The sequence below is a fragment of the Sporomusa sp. KB1 genome (assembly GCF_007830295.1).
Lineage (GTDB): Bacteria > Bacillota > Negativicutes > Sporomusales > Sporomusaceae > Sporomusa.
Window position 1 is genome coordinate 541,090 of the sequence record NZ_VLKC01000001.1, and the last position, 24,697, is coordinate 565,786.

General features: G+C 41.0%; 21 protein-coding genes. 2 read left to right on the forward strand and 19 right to left on the reverse strand.

Going from position 1 to position 24,697, the window contains the following annotated elements; all coding sequences use genetic code 11:
- Nucleotides 1-140: 140 nt before the first annotated feature.
- The 12 genes from SALPA_RS28140 to SALPA_RS02480 form a co-directional block, all read right to left on the reverse strand.
- Entirely contained in the window at nucleotides 141-317 is a 177-nt protein-coding gene (locus tag SALPA_RS28140; protein ID WP_186450873.1) for a hypothetical protein, read from the reverse strand.
- Between the two features lie 11 nt (nucleotides 318-328).
- On the reverse strand, nucleotides 329-709 hold the full coding sequence (locus SALPA_RS02445) for a hypothetical protein (RefSeq protein WP_145089810.1): 381 nt from the start codon (nucleotides 707-709) through the stop codon (nucleotides 329-331).
- Between the two features lie 207 nt (nucleotides 710-916).
- Nucleotides 917-1,102: a hypothetical protein gene (locus SALPA_RS02450; protein WP_145089348.1), complete on the reverse strand. Its 186-nt coding sequence runs from the start codon at nucleotides 1,100-1,102 to the stop codon at nucleotides 917-919.
- A 54-nt stretch (nucleotides 1,103-1,156) separates the two neighbouring features.
- Complete coding sequence (locus SALPA_RS02455; RefSeq protein WP_145089351.1) at nucleotides 1,157-2,008, reverse strand: HNH endonuclease; 852 nt, start codon at nucleotides 2,006-2,008, stop codon at nucleotides 1,157-1,159.
- Between the two features lie 40 nt (nucleotides 2,009-2,048).
- Nucleotides 2,049-2,972 (reverse strand): HNH endonuclease, encoded by a 924-nt coding sequence (locus SALPA_RS02460; RefSeq protein ID WP_222427837.1) that lies wholly within the window; start codon nucleotides 2,970-2,972, stop codon nucleotides 2,049-2,051.
- 82 nt (nucleotides 2,973-3,054) lie between these two features.
- Complete coding sequence (locus SALPA_RS02465) at nucleotides 3,055-8,313, reverse strand: AAA domain-containing protein (RefSeq protein ID WP_186450874.1); 5,259 nt, start codon at nucleotides 8,311-8,313, stop codon at nucleotides 3,055-3,057.
- Nucleotides 8,314-8,797: 484 nt separating this feature from the next.
- Nucleotides 8,798-9,184 (reverse strand): hypothetical protein, encoded by a 387-nt coding sequence (locus tag SALPA_RS29480; RefSeq protein WP_222427838.1) that lies wholly within the window; start codon nucleotides 9,182-9,184, stop codon nucleotides 8,798-8,800.
- Nucleotides 9,185-9,461: 277 nt separating this feature from the next.
- Nucleotides 9,462-9,638 carry a hypothetical protein gene (locus tag SALPA_RS29485; RefSeq protein WP_222427839.1) on the reverse strand — a complete coding sequence of 59 codons (177 nt, stop codon included), beginning with the start codon at nucleotides 9,636-9,638 and terminating at the stop codon, nucleotides 9,462-9,464.
- A gap of 452 nt (nucleotides 9,639-10,090) precedes the next feature.
- Nucleotides 10,091-10,813, reverse strand: coding sequence for a hypothetical protein (locus SALPA_RS02470; protein WP_145089360.1), 723 nt, complete (start codon nucleotides 10,811-10,813; stop codon nucleotides 10,091-10,093).
- 231 nt (nucleotides 10,814-11,044) lie between these two features.
- A complete protein-coding gene (locus SALPA_RS28145; protein ID WP_186450875.1) occupies nucleotides 11,045-11,203 on the reverse strand; it encodes a hypothetical protein in 159 nt (52 codons plus the stop codon).
- Between the two features lie 299 nt (nucleotides 11,204-11,502).
- Nucleotides 11,503-12,012, reverse strand: a complete 510-nt coding sequence (locus tag SALPA_RS02475; protein ID WP_222427840.1) for a transposase — start codon at nucleotides 12,010-12,012, stop codon at nucleotides 11,503-11,505.
- Between the two features lie 553 nt (nucleotides 12,013-12,565).
- Nucleotides 12,566-12,754 (reverse strand): hypothetical protein, encoded by a 189-nt coding sequence (locus SALPA_RS02480; RefSeq protein ID WP_145089363.1) that lies wholly within the window; start codon nucleotides 12,752-12,754, stop codon nucleotides 12,566-12,568.
- Nucleotides 12,755-13,172: 418 nt separating this feature from the next.
- Here SALPA_RS02480 and SALPA_RS02485 point away from each other — a divergent pair, with 418 nt between their 5' ends.
- Nucleotides 13,173-13,478 (forward strand): helix-turn-helix domain-containing protein, encoded by a 306-nt coding sequence (locus SALPA_RS02485; protein ID WP_145089365.1) that lies wholly within the window; start codon nucleotides 13,173-13,175, stop codon nucleotides 13,476-13,478.
- A 402-nt stretch (nucleotides 13,479-13,880) separates the two neighbouring features.
- Here SALPA_RS02485 and rlmD read toward each other — a convergent pair whose 3' ends face one another.
- The 7 genes from rlmD to SALPA_RS02520 form a co-directional block, all read right to left on the reverse strand.
- A complete protein-coding gene (gene rlmD, locus SALPA_RS02490) occupies nucleotides 13,881-15,260 on the reverse strand; it encodes a 23S rRNA (uracil(1939)-C(5))-methyltransferase RlmD (protein WP_145089368.1) in 1,380 nt (459 codons plus the stop codon).
- A 101-nt stretch (nucleotides 15,261-15,361) separates the two neighbouring features.
- Nucleotides 15,362-17,773 carry a Lon protease family protein gene (locus tag SALPA_RS02495; protein ID WP_145089371.1) on the reverse strand — a complete coding sequence of 804 codons (2,412 nt, stop codon included), beginning with the start codon at nucleotides 17,771-17,773 and terminating at the stop codon, nucleotides 15,362-15,364.
- A gap of 92 nt (nucleotides 17,774-17,865) precedes the next feature.
- Entirely contained in the window at nucleotides 17,866-18,576 is a 711-nt protein-coding gene (locus tag SALPA_RS02500) for a CPBP family intramembrane glutamic endopeptidase (RefSeq protein WP_255450734.1), read from the reverse strand.
- Between the two features lie 143 nt (nucleotides 18,577-18,719).
- Nucleotides 18,720-19,898 (reverse strand): MFS transporter, encoded by a 1,179-nt coding sequence (locus SALPA_RS02505; RefSeq protein ID WP_145089374.1) that lies wholly within the window; start codon nucleotides 19,896-19,898, stop codon nucleotides 18,720-18,722.
- 129 nt (nucleotides 19,899-20,027) lie between these two features.
- A complete protein-coding gene (locus tag SALPA_RS02510) occupies nucleotides 20,028-21,188 on the reverse strand; it encodes an iron-containing alcohol dehydrogenase (protein WP_145089377.1) in 1,161 nt (386 codons plus the stop codon).
- 75 nt (nucleotides 21,189-21,263) lie between these two features.
- A complete protein-coding gene (locus SALPA_RS02515) occupies nucleotides 21,264-22,538 on the reverse strand; it encodes an OFA family MFS transporter (protein WP_145089380.1) in 1,275 nt (424 codons plus the stop codon).
- A 341-nt stretch (nucleotides 22,539-22,879) separates the two neighbouring features.
- Nucleotides 22,880-23,545, reverse strand: a complete 666-nt coding sequence (locus SALPA_RS02520) for a GntR family transcriptional regulator (RefSeq protein ID WP_145089383.1) — start codon at nucleotides 23,543-23,545, stop codon at nucleotides 22,880-22,882.
- Nucleotides 23,546-23,832: 287 nt separating this feature from the next.
- On the opposite strand from SALPA_RS02520, the gene SALPA_RS02525 reads away from it, so the two are divergent.
- Complete coding sequence (locus SALPA_RS02525; protein WP_145089386.1) at nucleotides 23,833-24,624, forward strand: 2-keto-4-pentenoate hydratase; 792 nt, start codon at nucleotides 23,833-23,835, stop codon at nucleotides 24,622-24,624.
- Nucleotides 24,625-24,697 lie beyond the last annotated feature (73 nt).

The following is a 24,697-nucleotide window of genomic DNA, read 5'->3' on the forward strand; positions in this document are numbered from 1 at the left end:
TCGAATGAACGAGAAATATTGACAGGAACCATCGTAAATACTGTCAAACCTCAATAGTAAGGAAACAAAGCATCCCCATTGTATCTATTGCCAAATCATAGGAGACATCAGAACCTTCCCCTTGTATCCTTTTGTATGGATTATCGTTGCCAATCAGGATACTGCGAAGAATCCTCGTCTTCTTCCGATTCCTCGGCAATTGCCATGTCCTCATTACTAACAGTAAGAATCATCCCTGTTTCTTTGTTCAGATACTGCCTGTATTCGTCCATTTGCATTTTCATTTCAGCAACCAAGTCCTTTATTTTCACAGGCATCGTTATTCTCCTTACTCGTCATCTTCGCCAACAAAGCATTCCGCTTCTTCCCAGGTTATGCCATAAGGTGCACCGCCGGAAGTATATCCAGCAATATAATAAAATGTGTCATCAGAATCAGAAGATATTAGACCCGCTAAATCTTTTTGCTTCTTCTTTTCTAGTCGCTTTATTCGCTCAGCTTCAATTGTTCTTCTTACACTGTTAGTGTATTCGTCAGTAAATTTATATCCAAGCAGTTGAAGTTCTGTAATAGCGCATATTATATCTACGCCAAAATGTTTTCTATAACCTTTAACAATGTTCTTTCCTTCATATTTTAACATCCATAGCTGGGCTGACTGAAGCCGTTGCGCCCTTTTCTTTGTCTTTCGCACTACATTTTCTCCCATACATACGATTTGCTCAGCAACTGGCAACTTTCATCTTTCCCAGCTGCTTGTATATTAAAAAATCTGCCCAACTAAAGTCCGGACGTTACTTTGCGGTGTCTTTATTTTTGTCATATTATTGCTGAGAATACTTTGTTGTCAATAACTCCGTTCTCTACAACCGAAACCGTCACCTGGATTATACTTTTCTTCCTTTGTACCCGTGAGTTACACTCTCGATAATCTGCAACACTGCTCAGCAAGAGTTCCGTTGTCAGTAGGAACCGTCCCGATTGGCATTTCTACTCTTGTGCTATTTAATGTATCCATCAACAATTCTAAAGTTTCTGAAATATAGATTGCCTGGTTGGGTAGTATATTTTTGATGGCTGTGGCAATTTTTTCGACAGTCATATTATCACTTCCTTAACATTGAATAAATATTTCTTTCTATCAATATTTTCAGTATCATCCAAGGTGCAAATTTAGCGCAAATCCTTCCTGCTTACCATTCGGATATAAATAAAGCAGTCGTTTTCGATCAAATACGGGATTTGCATCGTGAATAATGCTGTGATGATTTGGGCAAACAATCAGCTGATTTTGCGAATCGTTGTTCAGGCTTTGCACGAAGTAATCGATATGATGTGCCTCAACAACATGCGATCCATATGCTTCGCCAATTTGTCTGCCGCAGATCTGACAGCGGTATTCATACAACAGTTTCAAGTTATCTCCGATTTTCTTATTCAGCTTACGAAGCTTGGCAATCCGTTCCGATGCAAATATTGTTGCATTTTCATCTGCCACATCATAGTTAAAACTTGCTTCCATAACTCGCTCCGACTGTTTTTCTACAACCTTATGCAAAACGAATATGTCCTCGACTAAAATGGGTTCCAAAACATATGTATCATCGTATTCTGTTGTATAAATAGCCAAATATTCCATAGCATCCTGCGTCAACCTTATTATGCGCCGATCATCCGGTAAGCGAAGTTTTCTCCTCTCAACAAAAAAACGATAGCTATTACTAAAGCAACCTCGCAATGCTTGTGCTAATTCACTATTTCGAGAATATCTTATTTGCAGCGTGTCCTTCACGCGATGAAACCTCTGTGAAAAATTTACATTTGTTATTTTTGCTGCATAACCCTTTCCATTTAAGTACAAGGTTATCTCCTTAGACTCACCTCTGGCTAGAAAACGATTCATAATGCGGCCAAACACCACTTGATTTTCAACAGGCAATGTCAACCCTTCATGCAACAAAGACCAATCTACTTCTTTTTTATAAACATAGCTTTCAGATTCTTCCATCGAAAAACGCCTCTCCTATTGGCTCTATAACTACTTCTATTCACCCCAGATAAACATTTTCATTATGCCATTCCAGATAACGCGAGTCTGGCATCTGCTCTTTCCGTTCAGGCAGAATAATCAGTTTGCTGCCATGGTGAGCATAGTATTCCTTGCCATTGCCAAAATCTTCTTTGATCCGATGGCTCACTTCTACCGTCAGGGATTTATCAACAGTAATATATCCTCGATCAAACAAGGTATGAAAATCCCGCCGGAGAAGCAATCCATTGTTGATTGCATGCGGCCCCTCAAGACTATATGGTTTTATGTGCGCTGCCTCAAGAACAGGCAGTGTTTTTTCGCCGGTAATTGCACATCTTCTTTGGTATGCATCTGTGATCAATACCTTAAAGGCACCTTGGCCGATCCTTGGTTTAATTAGTTGCTCTTTGCCGTAACGATTGTCTGCTGCATCCTCTTTTACAACTGATGGTACGAATTCTCGATTTCTAAGTTTATCTTGAATCTGTTCAAATAGTGCTAATCCATAAGCTTCAGAAGCATCATAGGTTTTCCCTTGCACAATATTGCGATTCCAGTTTTTCGGGGCGGGAATCCAGTCTCTTTCTTCCAAGTAAAAAGGCATGGAGAGGATGATGCAGCCGATTTGTGGGTCGGGATCAGATAAACGGTTTGTCTTTTTGTATTTGTGCACTCGATCCTTAAGTTCTAACAAACTCTTGGCACCGTTGGCAATGCCGAATGCTTCCCAAGCCAATGAAGAGGGCAAAATGGAAAACTTTAAGAAAAAGCCGCCGCCCACAATATAATCTTGCGGGCTGTGCAATTTAAATAAAAATAATTCACCTTCATTTAATGCCTTAAAATTAGTTTTGCCTCCAGGTTTCCAAAAATTAACCTCATCGCAATTTGCTTGCTTCAAAGTCTTAAACCAATCGAAATCTGTAAGCCCAACATACATCCGCATGTGCATCATCACCGCCTTTCATAGCAAATTATTTTTGTGCACCCATTTGCCATATATGGATGTGCTTTAATCGCAATTACCCCATACCCAGTGCCTTTTCTAAAATATCCTTGGCATTTGTTGTCATGCGAACAAGATCATAATTGTCTAAGACAGATCTAAATAGTTTCTCCTTGTCGTTTTTAAGTTCCGACTGACTCTCCGTCAATAGCCGCATTACCTCAGCAATTTCAGCCGGAGGGATTTCTTCTAGAGTTCGGTTCCCCCGATTTCTAACCACAACAGGCGGACTATCGGGTGTGCGCAGGATTTTATGGATTTGATCCTGTAATTTATACTCGTTAGTCTCCAAAATAAGTTTCTCTCTTACGGCTTTAGTAACAATTTTGTTAAATACGAAACGAAGCTGTCTCCCAGTCCGATGTATACCGCACGCATTTAAGTATATTCTATAGACTCGGTGGCCAATAATTGGACCCTCAGCTTTAATAATTTCAATTAGTGCATTCAGTACATTAGCTTCTGGCGCAGTTCTAGGGTCAGGAACAGAATGCGCAGGCCAATTATTATAAGGAGTTTCTAAACCTGTTGTGCTGGAACCATCGATTGGTAGTAACGATTCAGTTGCTTTAGCTTCCCTTATTTGCTCTGTTAGCTCTTCTTGAAACTTTTCTGCGGTCTTACCTAGTACTTGACGCTCCGCTCCTTTAATGCTTGAATGATCCGCGGTCAAATTATTATCGGTATTATTAACATTCGTATCCTGTTCGTTGCTGGTTTTATCTGAGCAACTGCTATCACTTTTTCCCACATTGATAGTGACCTGCTCACCAGGATAGATGCCCATACTTTCTAAAGTAGTCCAGAGTGATTTCATTGCTACTTCAGAGTTACGATAGTAGGTACTTTCTCTAATACGCCAGAAGATATATCCACTTCTTTCAAGCTGGCGCTGCCTCACCATATCACGGTCATATTGCTCGGGACCATGCCAGTAATCCCCGTCACACTCAACTGCCAGTCTTCCACGCATCCCTTCGACTATCAAATCTATACGGTAACCAGCAACCTCATGTTGAGGAATAACGCGATAACCCCTTGATACTATCTCCAAAAAAATATCTAATTCAAACCAACTATCAAATGGATGGGGTGGATTTACTTGACTGCGGTTTGCCGAATCTGCCAGCAGTCTGAGGCTATTTATATTATGTTCTTCAACGCCTACCGGCTCGACTTTTGGATCTAGACAATATTTAAGCAGCTTACTTCTTAAGCATTGTGAACTAAGATCATCAAGTGTCGCTGAATGAAAGAGTATCATCTGCTCTTTGGCCCGACTCGCAGCAACATTAAATCGCTTTTCGTCATCCGCCTTGGCCAAGGTACCAATCCTATGATCCTCACCCGGTGCAGAAACCATGCTCAGCACGATGACATCTCGTTCATCACCTTGAAAAGCATACGCATCACCGCAGATTAGCCCCCTTTGCTCCATCTCCGATGGCCCTATTAATTGGATTAATAAAGAATAAATTATTTTTGCTTGTTCCTCTCCAAGTAAGCTGATTACCCCAAAGGTTTTGCCCTCGTACTCTTTTTTTCGGCAACACTCCGCCAAAAATCCAGCGATTGCCTGCGCCTCAGGTGGATTAGTAATTCTAGGCGAACGTCCCTTCTGATAGCCCTCCGAAATGTAACGCGTACCTACTGTTGGCGAAAGCCTGCTTCCTCCAAACTGCTTTAATGGAATTAGCGGTGTTGAACTATAGCATAAGTTGTTAGAAAACTGAATGATTTCAGGCATACAACGAAAATGCTCCCTGAGGCATATTTGACCTGTATAGCGGATGAAAGCATGGTCAAAAAAGCTGTGTTCTATACCCAGTGCATCGCTAAAGGGTATATCCGAAATAAGACGCTGGCGCAGTAGAGCAACATCATCTTTGTTAAGCCCCACGAATTGCGGACTAATTTGTTTGTTATCGCCAACAACAACAATTTTTTTTGCGATATACTGAAGAAAAAGGGCCTCTGGCCCAGATTGGCTGGCTTCATCGACTATTACAACGTCGAAAATACTAGGTTTCATTTCAATTGTTTCAGCCACACGATAAATCGGCATAATCCAGGCTGGAATGGCTGAACGACACTCCTCCATATGCTTACGGGCCTCGCGACGATATTCGTTCGCCCGTACACTATTGCCTTTGCCGAGTCGCCCCATCGCCATCTGCCACGCTTTTAAGTGACCATTCTCATAATCAGTCAACCGTGACAAGCAACTACGCCACGCCTTAGCGGCCGCAAGCTCGGCAACGATTTGTTGGGATTTTTTCCTCAACTGATCAATTTGAAGCTCAAGCTGCTCGTGCTGAACAGGGTCAGAAACTTGCTTCAACCATCTATCAGCCCTGACCCAGTTCCAGGCTGCCGTAAAATTTTCCAGTCTAATATCCCATTGTTTATTATTCGGATCCTGCTGGATAGCCTCAGCCAAGCTATAAGCTCTTTCCCGTAAGCGTGATATCAACTGACGGCGTCGATTTACACTGTTTTTTAATGCTGATAATTCCTGGAACTGTTGTAACAACAAACAATATGCTTCACTATTCCTTGTTTTCACTGCACCATGTAGCTCGATGACCAGCGGGTGAATGTCTTTATTGTTGTCAATCTGCTGCTGCAAAGTTTGCAGTATTGTTTCTATTTTATTAGTTGTATCCAATAATTCTTGGCAAGCATCAACTGCCGCAACTGCCTCAGTTAACATTTCAACTTGGCTACGGTTATGCCAGATGGGTTGAAACAGTCCCTCAATCCTACACACGGCATCTTTAGCTGCTAATAATTCGTTTTCTAAACTCAAACATCTTTCAAGTGATGCTAGTTTACCGTCAAACTCAGCTTTGCGCACAGTAAAAACCGCACTTCCAATATTCTCGTCTCTGCTGGCCCAGGTATTTTCAAGAGAAACAAAATGTTCGTTCATTATCAGCCAATCAATAAGTTTCCTTAGAACAGTTACTGAAGAACAAGGGTGCCCATCAACACGAATTTCTTCAATAATGTACAAAGCATCTGATACTACTCGCGGGCGTAGCTTCCACCACCCCAAACTACCTCCATTTTCCAAATGATTCAATAACGCCTTCGCATGTATTTTTATAGTACTTTTATCATATCCGTCTATTCCAGTTACATTTAGCGCGCCAACCTCACCGATGCTGGCTTCGATACCCTTCAAATGAAGTGAACTTATGCGCTGTAGCTCTTGTGGTGGAAAAGTGATACCAGCTAAAACCTGCTGGACTACCTCTTTTGCCCATGGATAGATATTTTCAGACAAAGCAATGCTTTTACTGTTCAGGTCAAGCAGTGCTTTTTGAAGCCTAGCCCGTTTATCAACGTCAGATTTAGATATTTGCTCGTACTCAGCCGAATGTTTTACTCTTTGAAAACCTGCGAACCTATCCTTTGCCAACCTTTCATTCTGAAACAGAATACGCATTTCATGTACAGACGGCAGTTTTGATATTTCGGGCACGAAATTATTAGCTTCGGTTTCCTGTTCGGAGGTAATGCTTCTAACGAGTTCGAGGAGTTCGCTCATTTCCGTGTCGCTAAGCGGCGGCTCATTTTCTTCATCTACATTATCCGCCAGCCAAGAATACAAGTCTTCAGTCGCTTTAATCTGCTGTGCTATTGTCTTAAGGCTTCCGTCATAACAACCGAATTTGGATATATGTCGTAGCGTTTCAGACTCCCGTATTATACGGAATTCTGCCGAAGCCTTATTCTCAGCAATACGGCAAACATCAAGTTCCTGGTACAGACGATCAATCTCTTTTTGGTTTAAGGTGGGATTCCAAATATTATATTTTTCGGTTATTCCATTAACCGAAGTCTCTAATGCCTTTAAAGATTTGGCGTCATCACTTAAAGCGACAACACAAAGTGGCGCAATTTCTGCCGGAATTTTATCTCGTAAAACAGTTAAAGCCCGCGACGTATGGCTTGTAACAAGTACCTTCTGCCCACTTGCTAGTAGGTGGCAGATCAAATTTGAAATTGTATGTGACTTACCAGTTCCAGGCGGACCTTGTACCAATACCCCTTGTTGATATTTTATTTGCTTCGCAATTTCGATTTGTTCATCGTTCGCAAGCAAGGGAAAATAGACTAAGTTGTCCCCCTTTTCGCCTAACCCCATATCAAGTTCTATTCTATCATGTTCATCGCTACCGCTTTGCAATTGCTCTCTTTCAGGATCATAGACCAGGCTATGTAGACCTTTTGGAACAACTCCTGTTTCTTTTAGCTGCTCGGTAATTTCCTTAAAAGCGCGCACCAAACTACGTTCCGTTCTGCGGCGCAACACCAGTGCCGGTGCGAAGGTGATCTTAGCAGCATCCTCTATATTTTTACTAAAAGAAATTTCGTCGTTATAACCTAAGCTATTAGGTATGGTGTTAATCCATGACCTTAGTATGTTATCAACTGCCGACTTATTAGTAATGTCATCACCAAGATCATTAACAGACCTTTCAATGACCTGAATTTCGTTGGAGTCAGGCCTTTCCTCTGGTTCGAGCATATCTTGTTCAAGTGCGGTTTTAGCACCTTCGACACTTGCACCAATTGAAATTCGTCCTTTCCCTGGATCGAAGCCAATTAAAGCTTGTGAAGATAAAATATGTCGACGAATAAACTGTCCATGCATAGTTTTCCAGGTTAAATACCCCGTACATAACACAACCTCGTAGCTTTCACCCATACGTTGCTGATACTGATACATAGAATAAAGTTCGCTATAAACCTTCTGGGTTTGTTGTAGGATTCTATCTTCATTTGCCCATGGCATCCATTGATTTTTTAGATATACATCCCATGACTTCTGGATTTCAGGATAATCTTCCAATGATAAAATTACTGATTTCTTTCCTGACTCTTCGCCCTCTGTCTCCGGCTCCTCCACAATCTCAACGACCCTAGTAGTTGCAAGTTTGGGACACTCAATTGAAGAATCCGAAATCTGCCCACTAATAACCCACGGCTGAACTTCAGGAGGAACCAAAGGAGCAGGTATAATATAGGGCTTATCGATTTCAATCCACGAATCTTTATTAGGGTTAGCTTCATTTGTCCAAGCATAAAAAAAGCATCCTTTAGTCTTCGGGATCTCTGAAAGCCATAAAACATTTTCATAGCTTTCTAAAGATCGTACAGTTTTTGTCCGCAATTCAGACAATTGCCTTAAAAAAGTGAATAGCCTTATCGCTCGATCCCGTGCTAATTCTTCCTCCATAAGATCCTCCAAGTAACTATCTTCCATATACATACCTTATTTACCATAAAAAATACAAAATCCTGCAAACTTATATAAATTTGCAGGATCAAATACCCTTCATTTTCATGTTTTACTTTTAGAGTCCATTGCAAACCTATTTTCTCCATTACAAATGCACCAAAGTGGCCATTCATCTTCACGGGGCATTTTTATCAAATATTCCATACTTTTACACAAAATCCTGCAATTATATGTAAAAATCCCCATCCGTATAAAGGATGTCAACTTCCCCTACAAAAATATCACTTAACACGGTAAGGGTTGTCTTTTCTTATCTATATACCTTTACGCAAAATACCCCATAATTTGGTGTATCCGTTTTAATTGTACTAAACTGCTACGCAGTGGCTCTCCAAATTCAAAAAGTGCTTCGACCCATATTCTCACGGGCCGGAGCACTTTTCATATTCTCCCCAGTATTAAACTAGACTCGAGCCTATGCTCAATATTAGCACAAAAGGAAATATAGTTATGGGCCAAATGGTAGTACTGAGGCAGCAATGCTCAGAATTATGTTATTTGTCGGATCGACAGTAAATACTAGTCTCCCATATTTTCCTGATTCTTGGGACAGATATATGTAACGCGAAACTTTCCTATTTACCTCTGGAACTCTTTCGACAAAATACCAACCTTCTTTTTGATCTTTATTAATGCGTGTAGGTTCACCACACGACGCCAATGCCCTTTGGATATTGTCACCAACTTTTATTCCCTTAGTTGTCGAACAAGATGAATCCTTAATCGCAATATATATCAATCTATCTGGTAATGCATCATTACCTGTAATGACTTCTACGCTGGTATTCCTATATAAAATCCCCCAAACATTTCTTTCATTAGGCCCGTTTTGCATTAATTTAAGAACCGTCGGGAACTCGCCTAATGTCTCCTTAGCGTCATTAATACTACTCTGCCCAACCGTAGTCCAACTAGAGCCATATCACTAGCCCTTATACTACTTGTAAAGGTTTTGGACTTAAGAACCGAACTCGTAGAAGTCGTTACTGAAGGCCCTTGGTACCCAACAATTTCAGACATAAGAAAATAGTCCATATCTCCAGTTTTAATGTATCTTTTTACTTCACCTAGATTTGGTGCCCAGTAAGACTTCTCAACAGTTTTTTCTCCTGTTAGCCAAAGGAAATACCATTTCCTAACCGTTCAGATGTAACTTCGATGCAGTCGGTAAGGCTTCCAATCTTGGTTTCTACAGTCTTACCTATTCCAGTTAGCACGTGCTTATACTCTCCGTCTGACCATTCAGGTAAATTCATCGCTACGTTCTTACCAAATGGTCCAAGAGTCATAATTGTATTTTTAGTTATCACCCATCCAAAATCATCTACTATTGGTCATTCGGTCTGGATGGTAACCTGATTATCTGCTTGACATTATAAGTCATACTTTGCTCATTACTACTCAGCAAGCTATATACGATATGTATCATGATACATATCGATTTTGTATCCATTGAAACGAGTTACAATGGATGCGTCATTTTGAGGAACGAATCTTCTTAGGTCAACTTTTTCTATCTGTTCAGCATTGAGTATCGCTATATTTGTGCATCCCGATAAAAAAGAAGCAGATAAGACAGCAATAAAAAAAATTACACCTATTTTAATATTTGATTTACCAACTAACCTAGCTATTATTTGTAAACTCCTACGATAGCTTATCAATGGAATATTCACATCTTAAAAATTCGCATTCCAACGTATAGGCAACACTTTTTCTAAACTACGTGACAAGTAACGACTTATTTATAAAAATCAGCCTTACTGATCACCTTAACTATTTCAGCAATTGCCTTGTTATGTAAAGCTATTTCCGTTCTCCATCGTCTAGGGTGTGATGGCCAACCGCTATTATCTGAACTGATTAATACATTACTACAACTGCTTGACCAGTTTAATAAATCATTAGCTTTATCTGAAAAAATATTTTTTACAAATCCCAATATTACAAACGGTGAGTTGTTGCAAATCTTAATAAACTCTGCGAAATTTTTCGTCGCAAACTCCTCAAGCAAATTATCATCAGCTTTGTTTCTATTAATAATTTGTCTAACATACTGATGATAATCTTCGGCACTTTCCCTGTTAGGGCAAACAACACTTGAAAGATTATGTACTCTTATATATCCAGATGGAACGCACATATTCATAAGCTTGAACGCGTCCTTTATCGCCCATATAATATTTTGCATAGTCTGGTCTGCATAACCAAATCCCTCTATGGCCTCTACTTCACCATAGCCCGACTTAAATCGACTCCACCCTGGTATTTCATCTAAACCGTACGATCCTGGGTTAGTCATAATTACCGTTCCAAGTAATTTTTCTGCTTCCCCGAAATATATCTTGGTGTTATTTCTTACTAAATAACACTGTTTATTGCCATCTCGATAAAACCTTCCGATAGCATCCTTAAATCTCGTCATGCTCGAAAGAATACGTTGTGGATATTTGCGTATCTTCAAAAATATCACTCCTAATTGATCCGCCAAAAGGAAAGCAATTAATAATTAAGCAATATTTAGCGTCTTCTCATTTACCGTATAATTCCTGCACATATAAAGATATTACACTTTTTAATGTGATTACCAATAAAGTGGATTATCATACCCACAAGAAACATCATTGACGCGCAATATTTAGCTACCCATTTTCTTCATTTGCTACCATGCTAATTTCTAGTCCGATAATAGTCATTAGGTAAAAATATATCCTGCTATATTTTTACCTATGATAACAAAAGTTTCGCCGTTAGGTATATTACGGGTGGCATTGATGACTTGAATATTCCGGGGGTAGTTTGAGCCATGCTCACCGAAACTTTGGCTCTGCCGCATCGGTATATGCTGACTCAAACGAACCATCTCCTATCTCTTTATTTGAACATTTATCTACGGATTGCTCCGTTAAACACAATATTTTGTTTTAATACTGTGCTATTGAAAAAATTGACGCAATAAAAAACTATACTTCGCCATTACTATCCAAAAACTCACCCTATCACAACTCGCTGGGTCTATGCCCTTACATTCCTTCGTTCTGTTTTATGGATAAAAGCAGAGATAGTGTTTAAGCTTGAATGCTGCCTCTTTGGGCTAATGGGGACGGACTCCTTATCTCCGCTTTATCGGCGTATATTATGATTTCTTATTTTTTAAGCAGCCTGTTTAATTTGGTTTTGCCTGAATTCACCAAGAACTAATTCAGCCTGGTATCCTACTTTCTTTTTCACTAGGGTATATATCACTGTTATTACCTTCTTTGCGATAACAACAAGGGCTTGTTGTTTCTTGAGAGGATTATTCGGGCGTGTTTTTAAGTATACGTAAAGTTCTTTCATTTCATCATTTACTACAATTATCGTTCGAGCCATCTGATATAAGACACTTCGCAAATTTTTCCTACCGCGTTTTGATATCGTTGTCCCGCTCTGGTTCTTCCCAGAGCTATCCTCAACAAGGTTGTATCCTGCCATTCTGCTTATCTGGCGAGGATAATCAAATCTCATTGGATCACCAATCTCGCCGAAAAAGCTTGCTGCAGTCACTATTCCTATTCCTGGGATACTGAGAACGATCTCGCCAAAGCCGGTATCAACCAATGCCTTCTCCATCGCACTTTCTATCTGGTCAAGTTGTTTGTCCTGTCCATCAAATGGATACAAACAATTTTATTCTGGCAAAAAAAGTTTCTTATATTCTGCAAATGCATAACTATCTGTCATGCCGCCCTATTCACCTAATTTAAATAATCAGGCAAAATAGTATATGGGTATTTTCTCCATTTATAATTAATATCCTGCGATATTTGACAAATTTAATTAGAAATTTCATTCAATTATTTTTATTGTATAAACAGTTTTAAAAGCATAATCCGTTAGAACATTATACTAAGACACTTTTTTCAAATTATCATTCCGTTTAAAAATACAATTATCTGTAAATGTATGCACCCCTTAAACAAATATATCGCCTAAACGTAAGTCTAGGCGAACATAAACACACGTATTAAAATTTCTAAAAACCCAAACCCTTGATAGGAAGCAAAGGAACATTCTTTTTGCTTCCCTTTACTTACACGTTAAAAATAATACTTTAATGAATCTCGATTACTCTAGCAGGATGCGATTTCCTAGGCTGAGAAGTTTAAGCGTCTTTTCGGTGACTTTAAGATTTTTTCCAATTCCCTCGTGATTCCCAAAATTACATTTCCATAATTTATTTATCGTAAAATTCTCGCCGAATAAAATCAAAGCAATTGTTTAAGGCAACTTCTAGCCGCTGATTTATTTCGTTTATATCCTTTTGCTCTTTTTCTAATTGATCAATTTCCCGGCTTAATTTTTGAATTATGTAACAAAGATGCTCATATTCTTGCTTCTTTTCTGTTGATAATCTTTGCCACATATAATCATCCTCAATTCCAATGCCTTCGATATTTCTTGATACTTAACTATTAAATTTAATCTAGCTATTCAGCCATATAGGCCAAGGTGCGATAAGCAGTATTAGTAATAAGAACCATTGGAGTGTAAATAGACTTCCGCCAAAGTTCATATCTAAATTCAGTAAGTTGCCTTTGTTATACTACGCGTTGTGATGATGGCAGTATATTCCTACCCCTTTGATTTTAGTCTCAATTGGACCGATTCGTTTAATGCCTTTCGGTCTTTTTAACTAAAGTCTTTCCTTCGCCTATTTATTTACCTATATTGTACCATAAGTTTCTAATATATCGCAATATATTGCGATATGTCAGAAGTGCATTAACTGCAATATCTTTCCTATAATGTACATAGAATCAAAATTTAGGAGAGTGCAACTTTTGAGGAAAAAAGATAAAGATAAATATTTTCCTATATATAAAGAAATCGGACGACGGATTTCATTTTATCGAAATTTGCGAGGACTTTCACAAGAAGAGTTAGCTGCCAAAGTTGACATTAGTACCAGTCATTTATCAAAAATTGAAGCTCCTAATACAGCTACAAGTTTCTCACTTGACGTTCTTCTAGTGATTGCTGATGGTTTGGATATTCACATCGCTGCACTTTTCAATCCACCTGAATTATTTAATCCTTTAATAAAAAGTGCGGACCATACTGATGGTAAAAATAATTTCGGTATTTAGCCAAAAGCCGACCACGTAACGTAAAGGTCGGTTTTTTAATTTTATAAGTCTATAACAAAAAGGTACACGAACCTATTGGAAAGTGTACCTTTTGTTATTCTTTGAAGTTTTTTGGTAATAACAAATCTAAGATATATTTACCGATCATCACTTCTAGTATCGTTCTAAAAATACTACCACTATTGATTATAACCATATCAACTGTTCTCTTGGCTCGGTAGATGTCAAATTGCACTGGCACGCCTTAGAACCAATCCATTCTCATACCTTTACGCAAAATACCCCATCATTTCGTGTAAGGGGTGCCCCCCTAACAAGTGTTCGCTCCGTTTTGAACGTCTATGAGAACATGAAACACACGTATTTAAATTTTCAAAAACCTTCAAACCCTTTGAAACCAGGCTATTTCGGTTCTATCACCGCAACACACTCCACGTGAAACGTCTGCGCAAACATATCGACAGGCTGAATCTCCTGTGCCTTATAGCCCAAATCATTCAAAACCGCCAAATCCCGCGCCAACGACGCCGGATTACAAGATACATAGACAATCCGCTTGGGTTCCATACTTACAAAGGTCTCCAACACCTTCTGCTCGCAGCCGGCCCGGGGAGGATCTACAACAATGACGTCCGGTCTAATGCCATGCTTAAACATGCGTGGCATAACCTCTATGGCATCACCGACAATAAACTCCACATTTGAGATATGGTTGCTGCTGGCATTTTGCCGGGCATCAAGGATAGCCGGTTCAACGATTTCTATGCCGTATACTTTGGCTGCTTTGCGAGCTAAAAACAATGTGATGGTACCAGTACCGCAGTAGGTATCGATGACGGTTTCCGTGCCGGTTAATCCGGCGTACTTGACGGCTTGGTTATAGAGTACCTCAGCCTGGACCGTGTTGACCTGAAAAAATGAGCGGGCCGATATGGCAAAGGTGAATTCGCCGAGTTTATCGGTTATCGTGTCTTGCCCCCAAAGGGTACGGGTTTTGTGGCCCATAATGATATTAGTGCGCTTGGAATTAATGTTTTGAACAATGCTGACAAGCCCAGCTATCCTGGTTTGAAGACATGCAAGGAGGGCTTGCTGCTGGGGCAGCTGCTCAGTGGCTGTTACCAGTACGATCATGACTTGACCGGTTGCTGTGCCTACCCGCCCCAGGACATGTCGAATAACCCCCTGGCCGGTACGCTCGTCATAAGGTTCAATGCCAAGTTCTTGGATTGCTTTCCTGACTTCCCTGACAATGTCGTTATTGACTTGATGCTGGATAAGGCAGTTTTCGGTATCAACAATATCATGGCTTCCCTGGGAATAGCAGCCTACTACTACTTTGCCATTTTTTATTCCTACAGGAAATTGCATTTTATTGCGGTAATACCAGGGATTGGCCGCGCTCAGAGTAGGATGAACAAGAACCTCCGGCAGCTTGGCAATACGGGTAATAGCGTCAACTACCTGCTGCCGCTTACTATTGAGCTGTTCTTCATAGTTCAAGTGCTGCAGCTGACAGCCACCACATTGGCTGTATATCCCGCATTTGGGGACAATCCGGTGGAGAGACGGGGTTTGAACTGTTGCCAGACGGCCAATGGCATAGGTCTTTTTGACGGTAATAATGACTGCCGTCACTGTTTCACCTGGCAAGGCACCCGGAATAAATACTGTGAAGTCCTGATAACGGCCTACGCCTTCGCCACTATGTCCGAGACCGGTTATAGCAATCGTATAGGTTTGTCCCTTTTCTACGGGAACTGATGGAGCTTTGTTGGCCACGAATGTCACCTTTTCTTTTACAATATCAACCAGCGTGTAAGATTGCCACGCCGCAATGCTGCCGGAACAGTAACAGAGGGCGGAGATGTCCGCCCTCTTACTTACTCTTTCTTATCCTCAGAAGCCTTACCTAACTTAATCAGGGTATCTGTATATTCTTTGAGTTTTTGGCTAACTCGGGCGTTGACCGTATCTGGTGGATAGGTCCCATCAGGATTGGGCTCACCGGCAGGTGTGCCTGTCAGGACTTCAATCCCCTGGTCAATGGTTGCAACCGGGTAGATATGAAATTTACCTTGCCGCACCGCCTCAATGACCTCATCATTTAAGGCCAAATTACTGACGTTTTGATGTGGAATCATTACCCCCTGCTTGCCTGTCAGACCTTTTAGCTTGCACACCGAGAAAAAGCCTTCAATTTTTTCGGTGGCCCCGCCGATAGGCTGAATCTCACCCTTCTGATTGACTGAACCGGTAACAGCTATATCTTGTTTGATCGGCAACCCAGCTAAGCTGGATAATATGGCATATAGTTCCGTACTTGATGCACTATCGCCATCAACTCCATCATATAGTTGCTCAAAGGTCAGGCTGGCGGTCAGGGTCAGCGGATATTTCTGAGCGTATTTCTGCCCAAGGTAACCGCTTAAGATAAGCACGCCCTTGGTATGGCTGGTACCGCTGATCTTAGTTTCACGCTCAATGTTAACAACGCCGCTTTTGCCAAGATAGGTATTGGCGGTTATACGGGAGGGTTTCCCAAACATGTACTCGCCCACAGACAGTACTGCCAAGCCATTGACTTGTCCGATCTTTTCACCCTCGGTGTCAATCAGGAGATGTCCTTCAGCAAACATTTCCTGTATACGGTCTTCATATTTATTAGCGCGATAGCGCTTTTCTTCGATGGTTTTTTTAATATGCGCAGCTGTTACTATCTGGCTGTTATCCATTGTAGCCCAGACATCAGCTTCGCACAGTAATTCAACAACGTCATTAAAGCGGGTAGTCAGCTTGGTTTGTGTGCCAGTCAGGCGTGAACTGTATTCAACAACCCTAGCAACTGCTGCTTTGTCAAAATGCTTGAGTTTTTCCCGGCTGACGGTGGAGCTGATAAAGCCAGCTAATTTTTGAATGTTGCCGGCGTTGTTCTCCATAACTACGTCAAAATCGGCATGGGCTTTGAATAGTTTGCGAAAATCCTCATCATAATTGTATAAAAGCTGATATATATTGGGATTGCCAATTAGGACTACTTTAATATCAATGGGAATGGGCTCTGGTTTTAGTGAGGCCATAGCCAATACACCATATTGTTCGCCCAGATTTTCGATTTGTAGTTTTTTAGTCTTAAGTACCCGTTTCAAGGCTTCCCAGGCGCCGACATTTGTCAGTACATCACGGGCATTTAAGATCAAATAGCCGCCATTAGCCTTGTGCAACGCTCCCGGTTTAATCATGGTGTAGTCGGTACTAACCACTCCCATATGATTTTGATACTCAGCCCGACCCACTAAATTATAATAGGTAGGATTAATTTCCACGATGACAGGAGCCCCCAGGGTCTCACGGTGGTCTACCAGCAGATTGACGTTATATTTGTCTTTAGCATCTGGTGCCGGGCGTTTGAGCAAGGCCAGCGGGTTGTTATCCTCTTCCTGTTGAGGTTTAAACTCGTTAATATTCTTGGATACATCCTGCTTGATGGCCTCCAGATAATCAACAACCGTTTTATGTCCGTCATATTTTTCTTTAAGCGCATCAATTAAGTGTCCGGCAGCAAATAAGCCAATTTTGACATCAAGCTGCTTTAATTCTTCACGCGTCGCCCGTTCCAGCAGTTGAATACGCCGAACAACTTCCATTCCTTTTTCATGAACAGCAAATAAATTTTTCTCAATCGCGTCACGCTGTTCTTTGGCAAGCTGTTGAAAATCCTCAGGGGCTAAGGTCTTGCCATCCAACATGGGCAACCCGACAAAACCGGTAGAACTCCATTGTGGTGAAATCCCCTGAGTTTCGGCATATTGAGTGAATTCTTCCACCATAACCGCTCGCTGTTCCTGGTATTGTTTTACCAGTCCGGCTTTGGCCTGTTCATAGTCTTCACTGCTAAATACTTTGGGAATATCTGTTTTCAGGTCTTCGATAAGTTCTTGCATATCTTGCTTGAAAATATACCCCATACCAGAAGGCAATGCTAAGGCAATAGGCTGTCCGGGACTTTCTAAATTATTTACATAACACCAGTCATAGGGACATTCTTGCGTGCCGGCTACTTTTTTTACCGCTGCTTCCGCGTACGTAATTTTTCCCGTACCGACTAGACCGGACATAAAGATATTATAACCAGGATTTTTGGTAAAAAGGCCAAATTCAACTGCCTTAACGGCCCGCTCCTGACCAATCATGACTTCCAGCGGCGGCACAGTTTCAGTTGTATCAAAGGTAAAAGCAGTTTCATCACAGTTAAAGCGGAGTTTTTCGACTGGCAATTCCTGACTAATGGTCATGAAGAGACGTCCTCCCTTTGTTTTCATCTTCCTACATATTTATGTAGATATTTCCACATAAATACATTCTACTTGCTATTAAAAAAATCCTGCTACACTAAGGGCACTCCCAAAACCATCATTACTATTTTACTGGTATTGATAAAAGAGTGGGCCGTAATTGAAGTTAGTAGTGACCCTGTCCAAAAATAGAGTAAGGCAAAACCAATGCCTACAATAATCATTTCCACCAGCCAATAGGCATTAAAATGAAAAAGAGCAAAAATAGCGGCACTGGCTACTGCCCCACCCCATAATCCCCATTTATCTTTGAGCGGCAAAAAGGTAAACATCCGGTAGAGTATTTCTTCTGTCACCGGTGCAGCAACGCCAGCCAGAAATAACGGCATGATGAGCTGCTGCCAAGACAATGCGGCTTGTACCTGCGCTACTATTGGATGCTGGGTCGGCGACACTAGCAGCGTGGTGGTATATAGCCGTTCACTGTACAAGCTGATAAAGAGTAGTGCTGCCCCGCCTGCCATGCCTTTTAGCACATTTCGCCCCCAGTTATTTAGAGAAAATCCCAGCTGTGTCAGGTCACCCTTAGTATGACGAACTGTCCATAATACCAGCCCTACGACTAGCATGCGGTCAGTCATTTCAATAACAAATGAACTGGCGTCAAAAAATAGTGGATAGACTAGTCGCACAATAAGAATTCCAACTGCCAGGCGCAAAATGTGAACAGATAGTACAGCACGTAAATTCCAGGTGGCTTTTAGCATATTGTCAACCTCTTTTTTTAGGTACATCAATACCATTATGTGCGCTCCTACCAGCTTTCATACCATGCAAAAACAGGGCGCGAAAATCCGCGCCCTGCCTGGAAATATATGCAACTATGGTTTCGTGCTATTGATAGACGGCTCGTTAAAAATACCTTAGGTGAAATTCCATGACTCATTCAGGGATTATCTTTTAATTTGCACCATGAGATAATACTTGTTATTACAAGTACGACACCTGTACATACGAAAATCAATGGGATACTCATCCACGAACTTGCTATACCACCAAGAGCCGGTCCAATCATTTGGCCAATCTGATTGGCCGTCGTTGTTAAGCCAAAAGCACGACCACGAAAATCGCTATCTGTACAAGTTACAACAATAGTGTTAATAGTAGGATAAATTCCTGCCAGAAATAGGCCAAAAATAAATTGCAACAAACCGAATTGCCACAGCTCTTTTATAAACAAGTGAGCTATATTTATTAACCCTGCACCGCTAAAGACAATGATTAATATGTTAATAAAACCTTTCTTTTGCCCAATGTTTCCCCAAAACGGAGCCGCTATTATCCCAGCAACCCCAATTAGTGAAAAAATTATCCCGGAAGAAAGAACAGCACCTTCGAGCCTGCCTTGGAGATTAGTAACATAAAGAGTTATGAACGGTTGACGTATCATTACCGCAACTTGAACAACCAACAATAATCCCAACATCATTAAAAGGACGTGGTTGGTGCTAGCAACTTTAAGATCCGACAATACATTACTTGCTGTCGTTTCCGCCACAGACTTACCTTCTTTTACAAACATCAAAACGGCTATAGTCGCTAAAAATACTCCTAATGCAGCCGCAACAAAAGATAACCGCATACCAAAAAAATGAGACAAAACTCCACCAAAAAGCGGCCCCAATATCCCACCGGTTGAACTAGCTGTCTGCATAATACCAAGGCTCCAACCCATTCTTTCTTTGGGTGCAGATGATGCTACAAGGGCGATAGAGGCCGGAACAAACCCACTGGAAAACCCTTGAAGAATTCTTACTGCTAGCAATTCTAAAGGCGATCTGACAAATGCGCCAAAGAAATATACCACTGCCAAACAAAGTCCCGAGCGAATCACCATTTTACGTTTCCCGTAACGATCCGCGAGTGCTCCCCAATAGGGAGCCATTATAGCACCCACGAAAAATGTAACCGAGAATACCAAACCGGACCACATATTTACCGTGTCCGCACTTCCTCCCAACTCAAACAAATACAGTGGGAGGAAAGGAACTACCATCGTATAGCTCGAAGAAGCCAAGATTACCCCCAGCCATAAGATGACCAGTTCGCGTTTGTACTGCTCCAAAATTTCACCGCTCTCCTGACCCACTTTTACCGGTAAAAAACAACAACGGTTATTACTGCCTTATATATCCGGGTACAACAAATAAAAGTTTCGGCAAGCGTAAAGGTTTAAAGAATTAGTTCGGGATTGTTAACCCATTGCCGTTGTCAATATGTTTTCAACATCTTTTTCAGTGACCGTTCGTGGATTAAATGGCAACCGCCCGTATGTCATTGTATTCTTAATAATACTCGAGAAATCGCTTTCTTTTACACCGACCTCTTTTAAAGTCTGCGGAATACCCAGATCTTCATTCAACAACTTAACGGCAGCCACCGAACGATACGCTGCATCTCTCAGTGATAAGCCCGTTACATTTTCACCGAGGGCTATTGCGATTTCCCTGAATTTTTCCATGCTAGCCATGACATTAAAACTCATAACATATGGAAGCATCAGAGCGTTAGCGACCCCATGCGGTACATGATACATCGCCCCCAAACAATGTGCTATCCCATGAACAGCCCCCAAACCTGCTTGGGCAAAGCCCACGCCGGCCGCCAAACTTGCCAATGCCATTTTACCTCTCGTCTCCACATCACGGCCATCAGCTACCGCCTTTCTGATGTTTTCGCCAATCAGCCGGATCGCGTGTAAACACATTGCATCTGAAAGCAGTTCCGCGTCAGTGGAAACGAAAGCCTCTATAGCATGACATAATGCATCCATTCCCGTCGCAGCCGTCAGTGAAGGCGGCATACTTAGCTGCAATGCAGGGTCAATAATCGCCAGTTTAGGCATCATGGAATCATGGGCTACCCCAATTTTTTCGCCGGCGTCGCTGTCGGTGACAACTCCAAATGAAGTTACCTCGCTGCCTGTACCAGCGGTAGTTGGGATACAAATCACTGGCACTGCAGGGTTATCAATGTTGCGCGTTTTTCGCATGTAATCACAAACCGATCCCGCATTGGATTGAAGCATACAAGCCAATTTAGCAGTATCCATCGGGCTTCCGCCCCCAAAAGCAACTGCAACATCTGCACCAAACTCCTTCATTTTTGCGGCTACTCCGTCGATTGTTACAATACTTGGATCAGGCTCCACCTCCGAAAACACCTTGACCTCTAACCCGGCGTTCTTTATTGAGTCGATCAGCATCGGGAAGGCGGCTGAATGTTCCACCATAAAGGAATCAGTCACAAAAAACACCTTCCTGGCGTTAAGCTGTTTACATTCCGCACCAAGCCTTTTGGCAACCCCTTCGCCATATAGGACCTTAGTATATAATCTAAAAACAAATTCTTTCATAGTAATCTTCTCCTTTTAGATATTTCTAGTCATTTCAAAAGCGTCTAAAATCGCATAGCCTTTCAACTTCATTTCCTACAAATTCATGCCTTTAAGTAAAGAATCTCTTTTCTTTGATTGCCAGAAAACCGCCAAAGCTAAAATTCCACCGCATATTCCAAACAGGGCGGCAATTAAAAACGCTCTAGTGTAGTCGCCTTCGGCTTCTTTGATTGCCGCTGCCAGGCGGGGACCAACAAACCCTGCAATTGAATATCCCGTAATTAAAATTCCGTAATTCAAACCAAGGTTTTTCATACCAAACATATCTGCTGCTATAGAGGGATATATGCCTATTAGACCTCCGTAGCACAGAACAATCACTGAAACCGCCAAAGCAAAAAAACTAAAGCTGTCGACGTTGGTCATAACCAGCATCGTTATAGCCAGAAGACTGAATAAGGCAATCAAAACCGGATATCGACCGAATCGATCAGACATATAGCCCCAAAATATTCGTCCGCAGGTATTAGCTAAAGCCATTATACTGACCAATAAAGCCGCGGTTGCCGCCGACAATTTTAAAATGTCCTGGGCAATTGACGCCACATGTCCGATAATCATCAATCCGCATGATGTCCCTAAGAAATATATCACCCACAAAATATAGAATACCGGGTCGGCAAGCATTTCCCGCCAAGTTTTCTCCCCTTTCCCGCTTTTATTTAATGCCGACGAATTTTGGTCACTCAGTTCCCAACCAACAGGTTTATAACAACTAGGTGGACGGTCTACAAAAATAGCCCCGCAAACGATAATTACCATATAAACAATCCCAAGAATTCGAAACGCTGAAAGAACCCCATAACTTTGGATCAGCGCATTGCCAAACGGTGCCCACACAACAGCACCAAGCCCCATGGAGGCCGCAATCAGTCCGCCAGCTAAACCTTTCTTGTCCGGAAACCATTTCACCGTATTTGCCATGGCACAAGCGTATACAGTCCCATCGCCTAATCCCGCCAGGACGCCATAGGTCAAGTATAGCCACCCTATGGACGTGGTAAAACCGGATGCTATAATACCTGCGCCAAACAAAAGGCCTCCGGTCATTAAAACAAACCTGGGGCCGTATTGATCTTGAATTTTTCCCGCAATGACCATAGCTATCGGCATCATTATAATGTGCAGTGTAAAGGCCAGCGAAGCGTCACTCAGAGACCAACTGAACATACTTATTAATGGCTTCTGGAATACACTCCAGGCATAAGAAGCGCCAATACAAAAATCGCAAAGCGCACTTGCAAACAAAATTCCCCAGCGACTAACCATCTTATGCTTCACTACCAAACTCCCCTTTACAATTTCCATGAATTAGGCAATTCTATTGTTAGGTAACTAAAATCCCTGGCAATACTCATAACTCTTCCCATTTATGATTCTCTTTTTTAGTTAATCCGGTCAAATATCCTACCTCACTTAATCTAAACTTTAATTAGTTCTTTGTTATAATCATATATGATATCATATATGATTATAACGGAATTTATATTAATATTCAATATGTGTTTTTAATATTTACTCACAGGGATTAAGTTTTTACAATTTGACATAAACTTTGCGCAAAAAAAATTACCTGATGCCGTTGAAATCAACCGGCATCAGGTAATTTTTTCAAATACTAAAATATATTCTGCTATGTTAAATTAAAACTAAATAGTCCTTTTTCTCTCTTGAATGGCTTTTATCGTATTCATTCTGTGGTTACGAGCAAAAGCCTCCAATTCTTCCGCCGAAGCTTTATTTTTAAACATCTCAACTAGTTTCTCATGTTCTTCAAGCGATGATTTACTTCTCTTCGGTATAAACATGAAAACGGTTCTCTGTGTCTGTGTTAGGCGCTGCCATGCTTGTTGAATAAGCTCTTGTAAATAAGCATTCCCGCACTGCTCCAAAATAACTGCATGAAATTCGTGATTTAGCCTTCCATATTCCTCAAAATCAAAATCATTAATAGCGATTTTGCTGTCTGCATTAATCTTCTCTAGCTTTTTGATACTACCACGTAATAAGGCCAAACCACCTGTAGCAGTTGCATATGCTTCAAGTATCGCTAACACGACCATTACTTGAGAAAATTCTTTCTCATTGAAACTTTGGACAACAGGACCAATATTTTGTTTATATGAAACCAGTCCATCCGCTTCTAGCTGCCTTAGAGCTTCCCGAACAGGTATATGACTGATTTTTAACTCTTTAGCAATTTGGTCAATAACAATGCGATCCCCTGGTTCGTATACGCCCTGTAAAATTCGCTCATGAATAACCCTAAAGGCATATTCTGTTTTACTAATATTTTTTTTATCATTTATTTTCATATCATATATTATAATAATTAAATCTTACTGAAATGTCAAATGCAACTCGATATAATATAACATTAAGACCCTCCATTCACAGGCAGTTTGACAAGGCGTACCAAATCATATATTATATAATATATGATTTGGTACGCTATTTTTCGTTGTATCGATCTTTTTAAGCTGGATTTTATTTCATAAGCCATTCAGCAAACTGGACTAATCAGGAGGTGATCATTTTATTATAAGTAGCCGTACGGAAAGTTGGCTAGTTCAAAATAGACAAAGCATTAGGAGGTCGAAAAATGTCTGGAATATCAAAACAACAAATGGATGAATGCGCAAAACTTACTATTGCAGCAGAAGACGCCCATCAAGCCATGCCTCAGTTGATTCACACATTCCCTGACTTAACTTTTGAGGAAGCGTATGCAATTCAGGATATCCGTACAAAACTTCGTGTCGAACAAGGATTTAACGCAATTGGCTATAAGATGGGGCTTACCAGCAAAGCTAAGCAACAAATGCTTGGCCGTACTGAGCCCACTTATGGAAGATTATTTAATTACATGCCATTGGATGAAAATGAACCTTTGGAATTTAAAAACCATATCCAGCCCAAAGTCGAAACAGAAATTGCCTTCGTAATGAAAGACTCATTACGCGGCCAGGATATTGACATCGATACAGTCTTGAAGGCAACAGACTATATTGTTGCATCCCTGGAAATTATCGATAGCCGATACATTGATTTTAAATTTTCGTCACAAGACGGTATTGCAGACAATATTTCTGCATCACGCATCAAACTTGGCAATAAAAAAATATCCCCCTATGACACAGATTTGGCGGAACTGGGGATAAAAATCAATATTAATGGCACAGACATTGCCACTGGGAAGGGATCAGCCGTTTTAGATCATCCTGCCAATGCAGTCATCATGTTAGTAAAAATGCTGCATCGAGAAGGAAAGTTTCTAGAAGCAGGCCAGATTGTCATGACCGGAGCAGTTACTGCAGCATATAAGCTGTCAGTCGGCGATAACGTCACCGCAACTTTTGATACTCTAGGAAAGCTGACATTAGCTGTAGTCTAATTAATCCTATATTTTGTTAGAAAGGTACTGGAACCTTCCTTATCAGGATGTCCAGTACCTTTCTTTTGACTTT

Excerpts from the sequence above, each read along its gene's own strand:
- SALPA_RS02495 (WP_145089371.1), bottom strand. The coding sequence starts at position 17,773 with ATGACCATTAGTCAGGAATTGCCAGTCGAAAAACTCCGCTTTAACTGT.
- SALPA_RS02450 (WP_145089348.1), bottom strand. The coding sequence starts at position 1,102 with ATGACTGTCGAAAAAATTGCCACAGCCATCAAAAATATACTACCCAAC.
- SALPA_RS02500 (WP_255450734.1), bottom strand. The coding sequence starts at position 18,576 with ATGGTATTGATGTACCTAAAAAAAGAGGTTGACAATATGCTAAAAGCC.
- SALPA_RS02445 (WP_145089810.1), bottom strand. The coding sequence starts at position 709 with ATGGGAGAAAATGTAGTGCGAAAGACAAAGAAAAGGGCGCAACGGCTT.
- SALPA_RS29480 (WP_222427838.1), bottom strand. The coding sequence starts at position 9,184 with ATGCAAAACGGGCCTAATGAAAGAAATGTTTGGGGGATTTTATATAGG.
- SALPA_RS02455 (WP_145089351.1), bottom strand. The coding sequence starts at position 2,008 with ATGGAAGAATCTGAAAGCTATGTTTATAAAAAAGAAGTAGATTGGTCT.
- SALPA_RS28140 (WP_186450873.1), bottom strand. The coding sequence starts at position 317 with ATGCCTGTGAAAATAAAGGACTTGGTTGCTGAAATGAAAATGCAAATG.
- SALPA_RS02520 (WP_145089383.1), bottom strand. The coding sequence starts at position 23,545 with ATGAAAATAAATGATAAAAAAAATATTAGTAAAACAGAATATGCCTTT.
- SALPA_RS02460 (WP_222427837.1), bottom strand. The coding sequence starts at position 2,972 with ATGTATGTTGGGCTTACAGATTTCGATTGGTTTAAGACTTTGAAGCAA.
- SALPA_RS02480 (WP_145089363.1), bottom strand. The coding sequence starts at position 12,754 with ATGTGGCAAAGATTATCAACAGAAAAGAAGCAAGAATATGAGCATCTT.
- SALPA_RS02510 (WP_145089377.1), bottom strand. The coding sequence starts at position 21,188 with ATGAAAGAATTTGTTTTTAGATTATATACTAAGGTCCTATATGGCGAA.
- SALPA_RS02515 (WP_145089380.1), bottom strand. The coding sequence starts at position 22,538 with ATGGAAATTGTAAAGGGGAGTTTGGTAGTGAAGCATAAGATGGTTAGT.
- SALPA_RS02525 (WP_145089386.1), top strand. The coding sequence starts at position 23,833 with ATGTCTGGAATATCAAAACAACAAATGGATGAATGCGCAAAACTTACT.
- SALPA_RS29485 (WP_222427839.1), bottom strand. The coding sequence starts at position 9,638 with ATGACTCTTGGACCATTTGGTAAGAACGTAGCGATGAATTTACCTGAA.
- SALPA_RS02465 (WP_186450874.1), bottom strand. The coding sequence starts at position 8,313 with ATGGAAGATAGTTACTTGGAGGATCTTATGGAGGAAGAATTAGCACGG.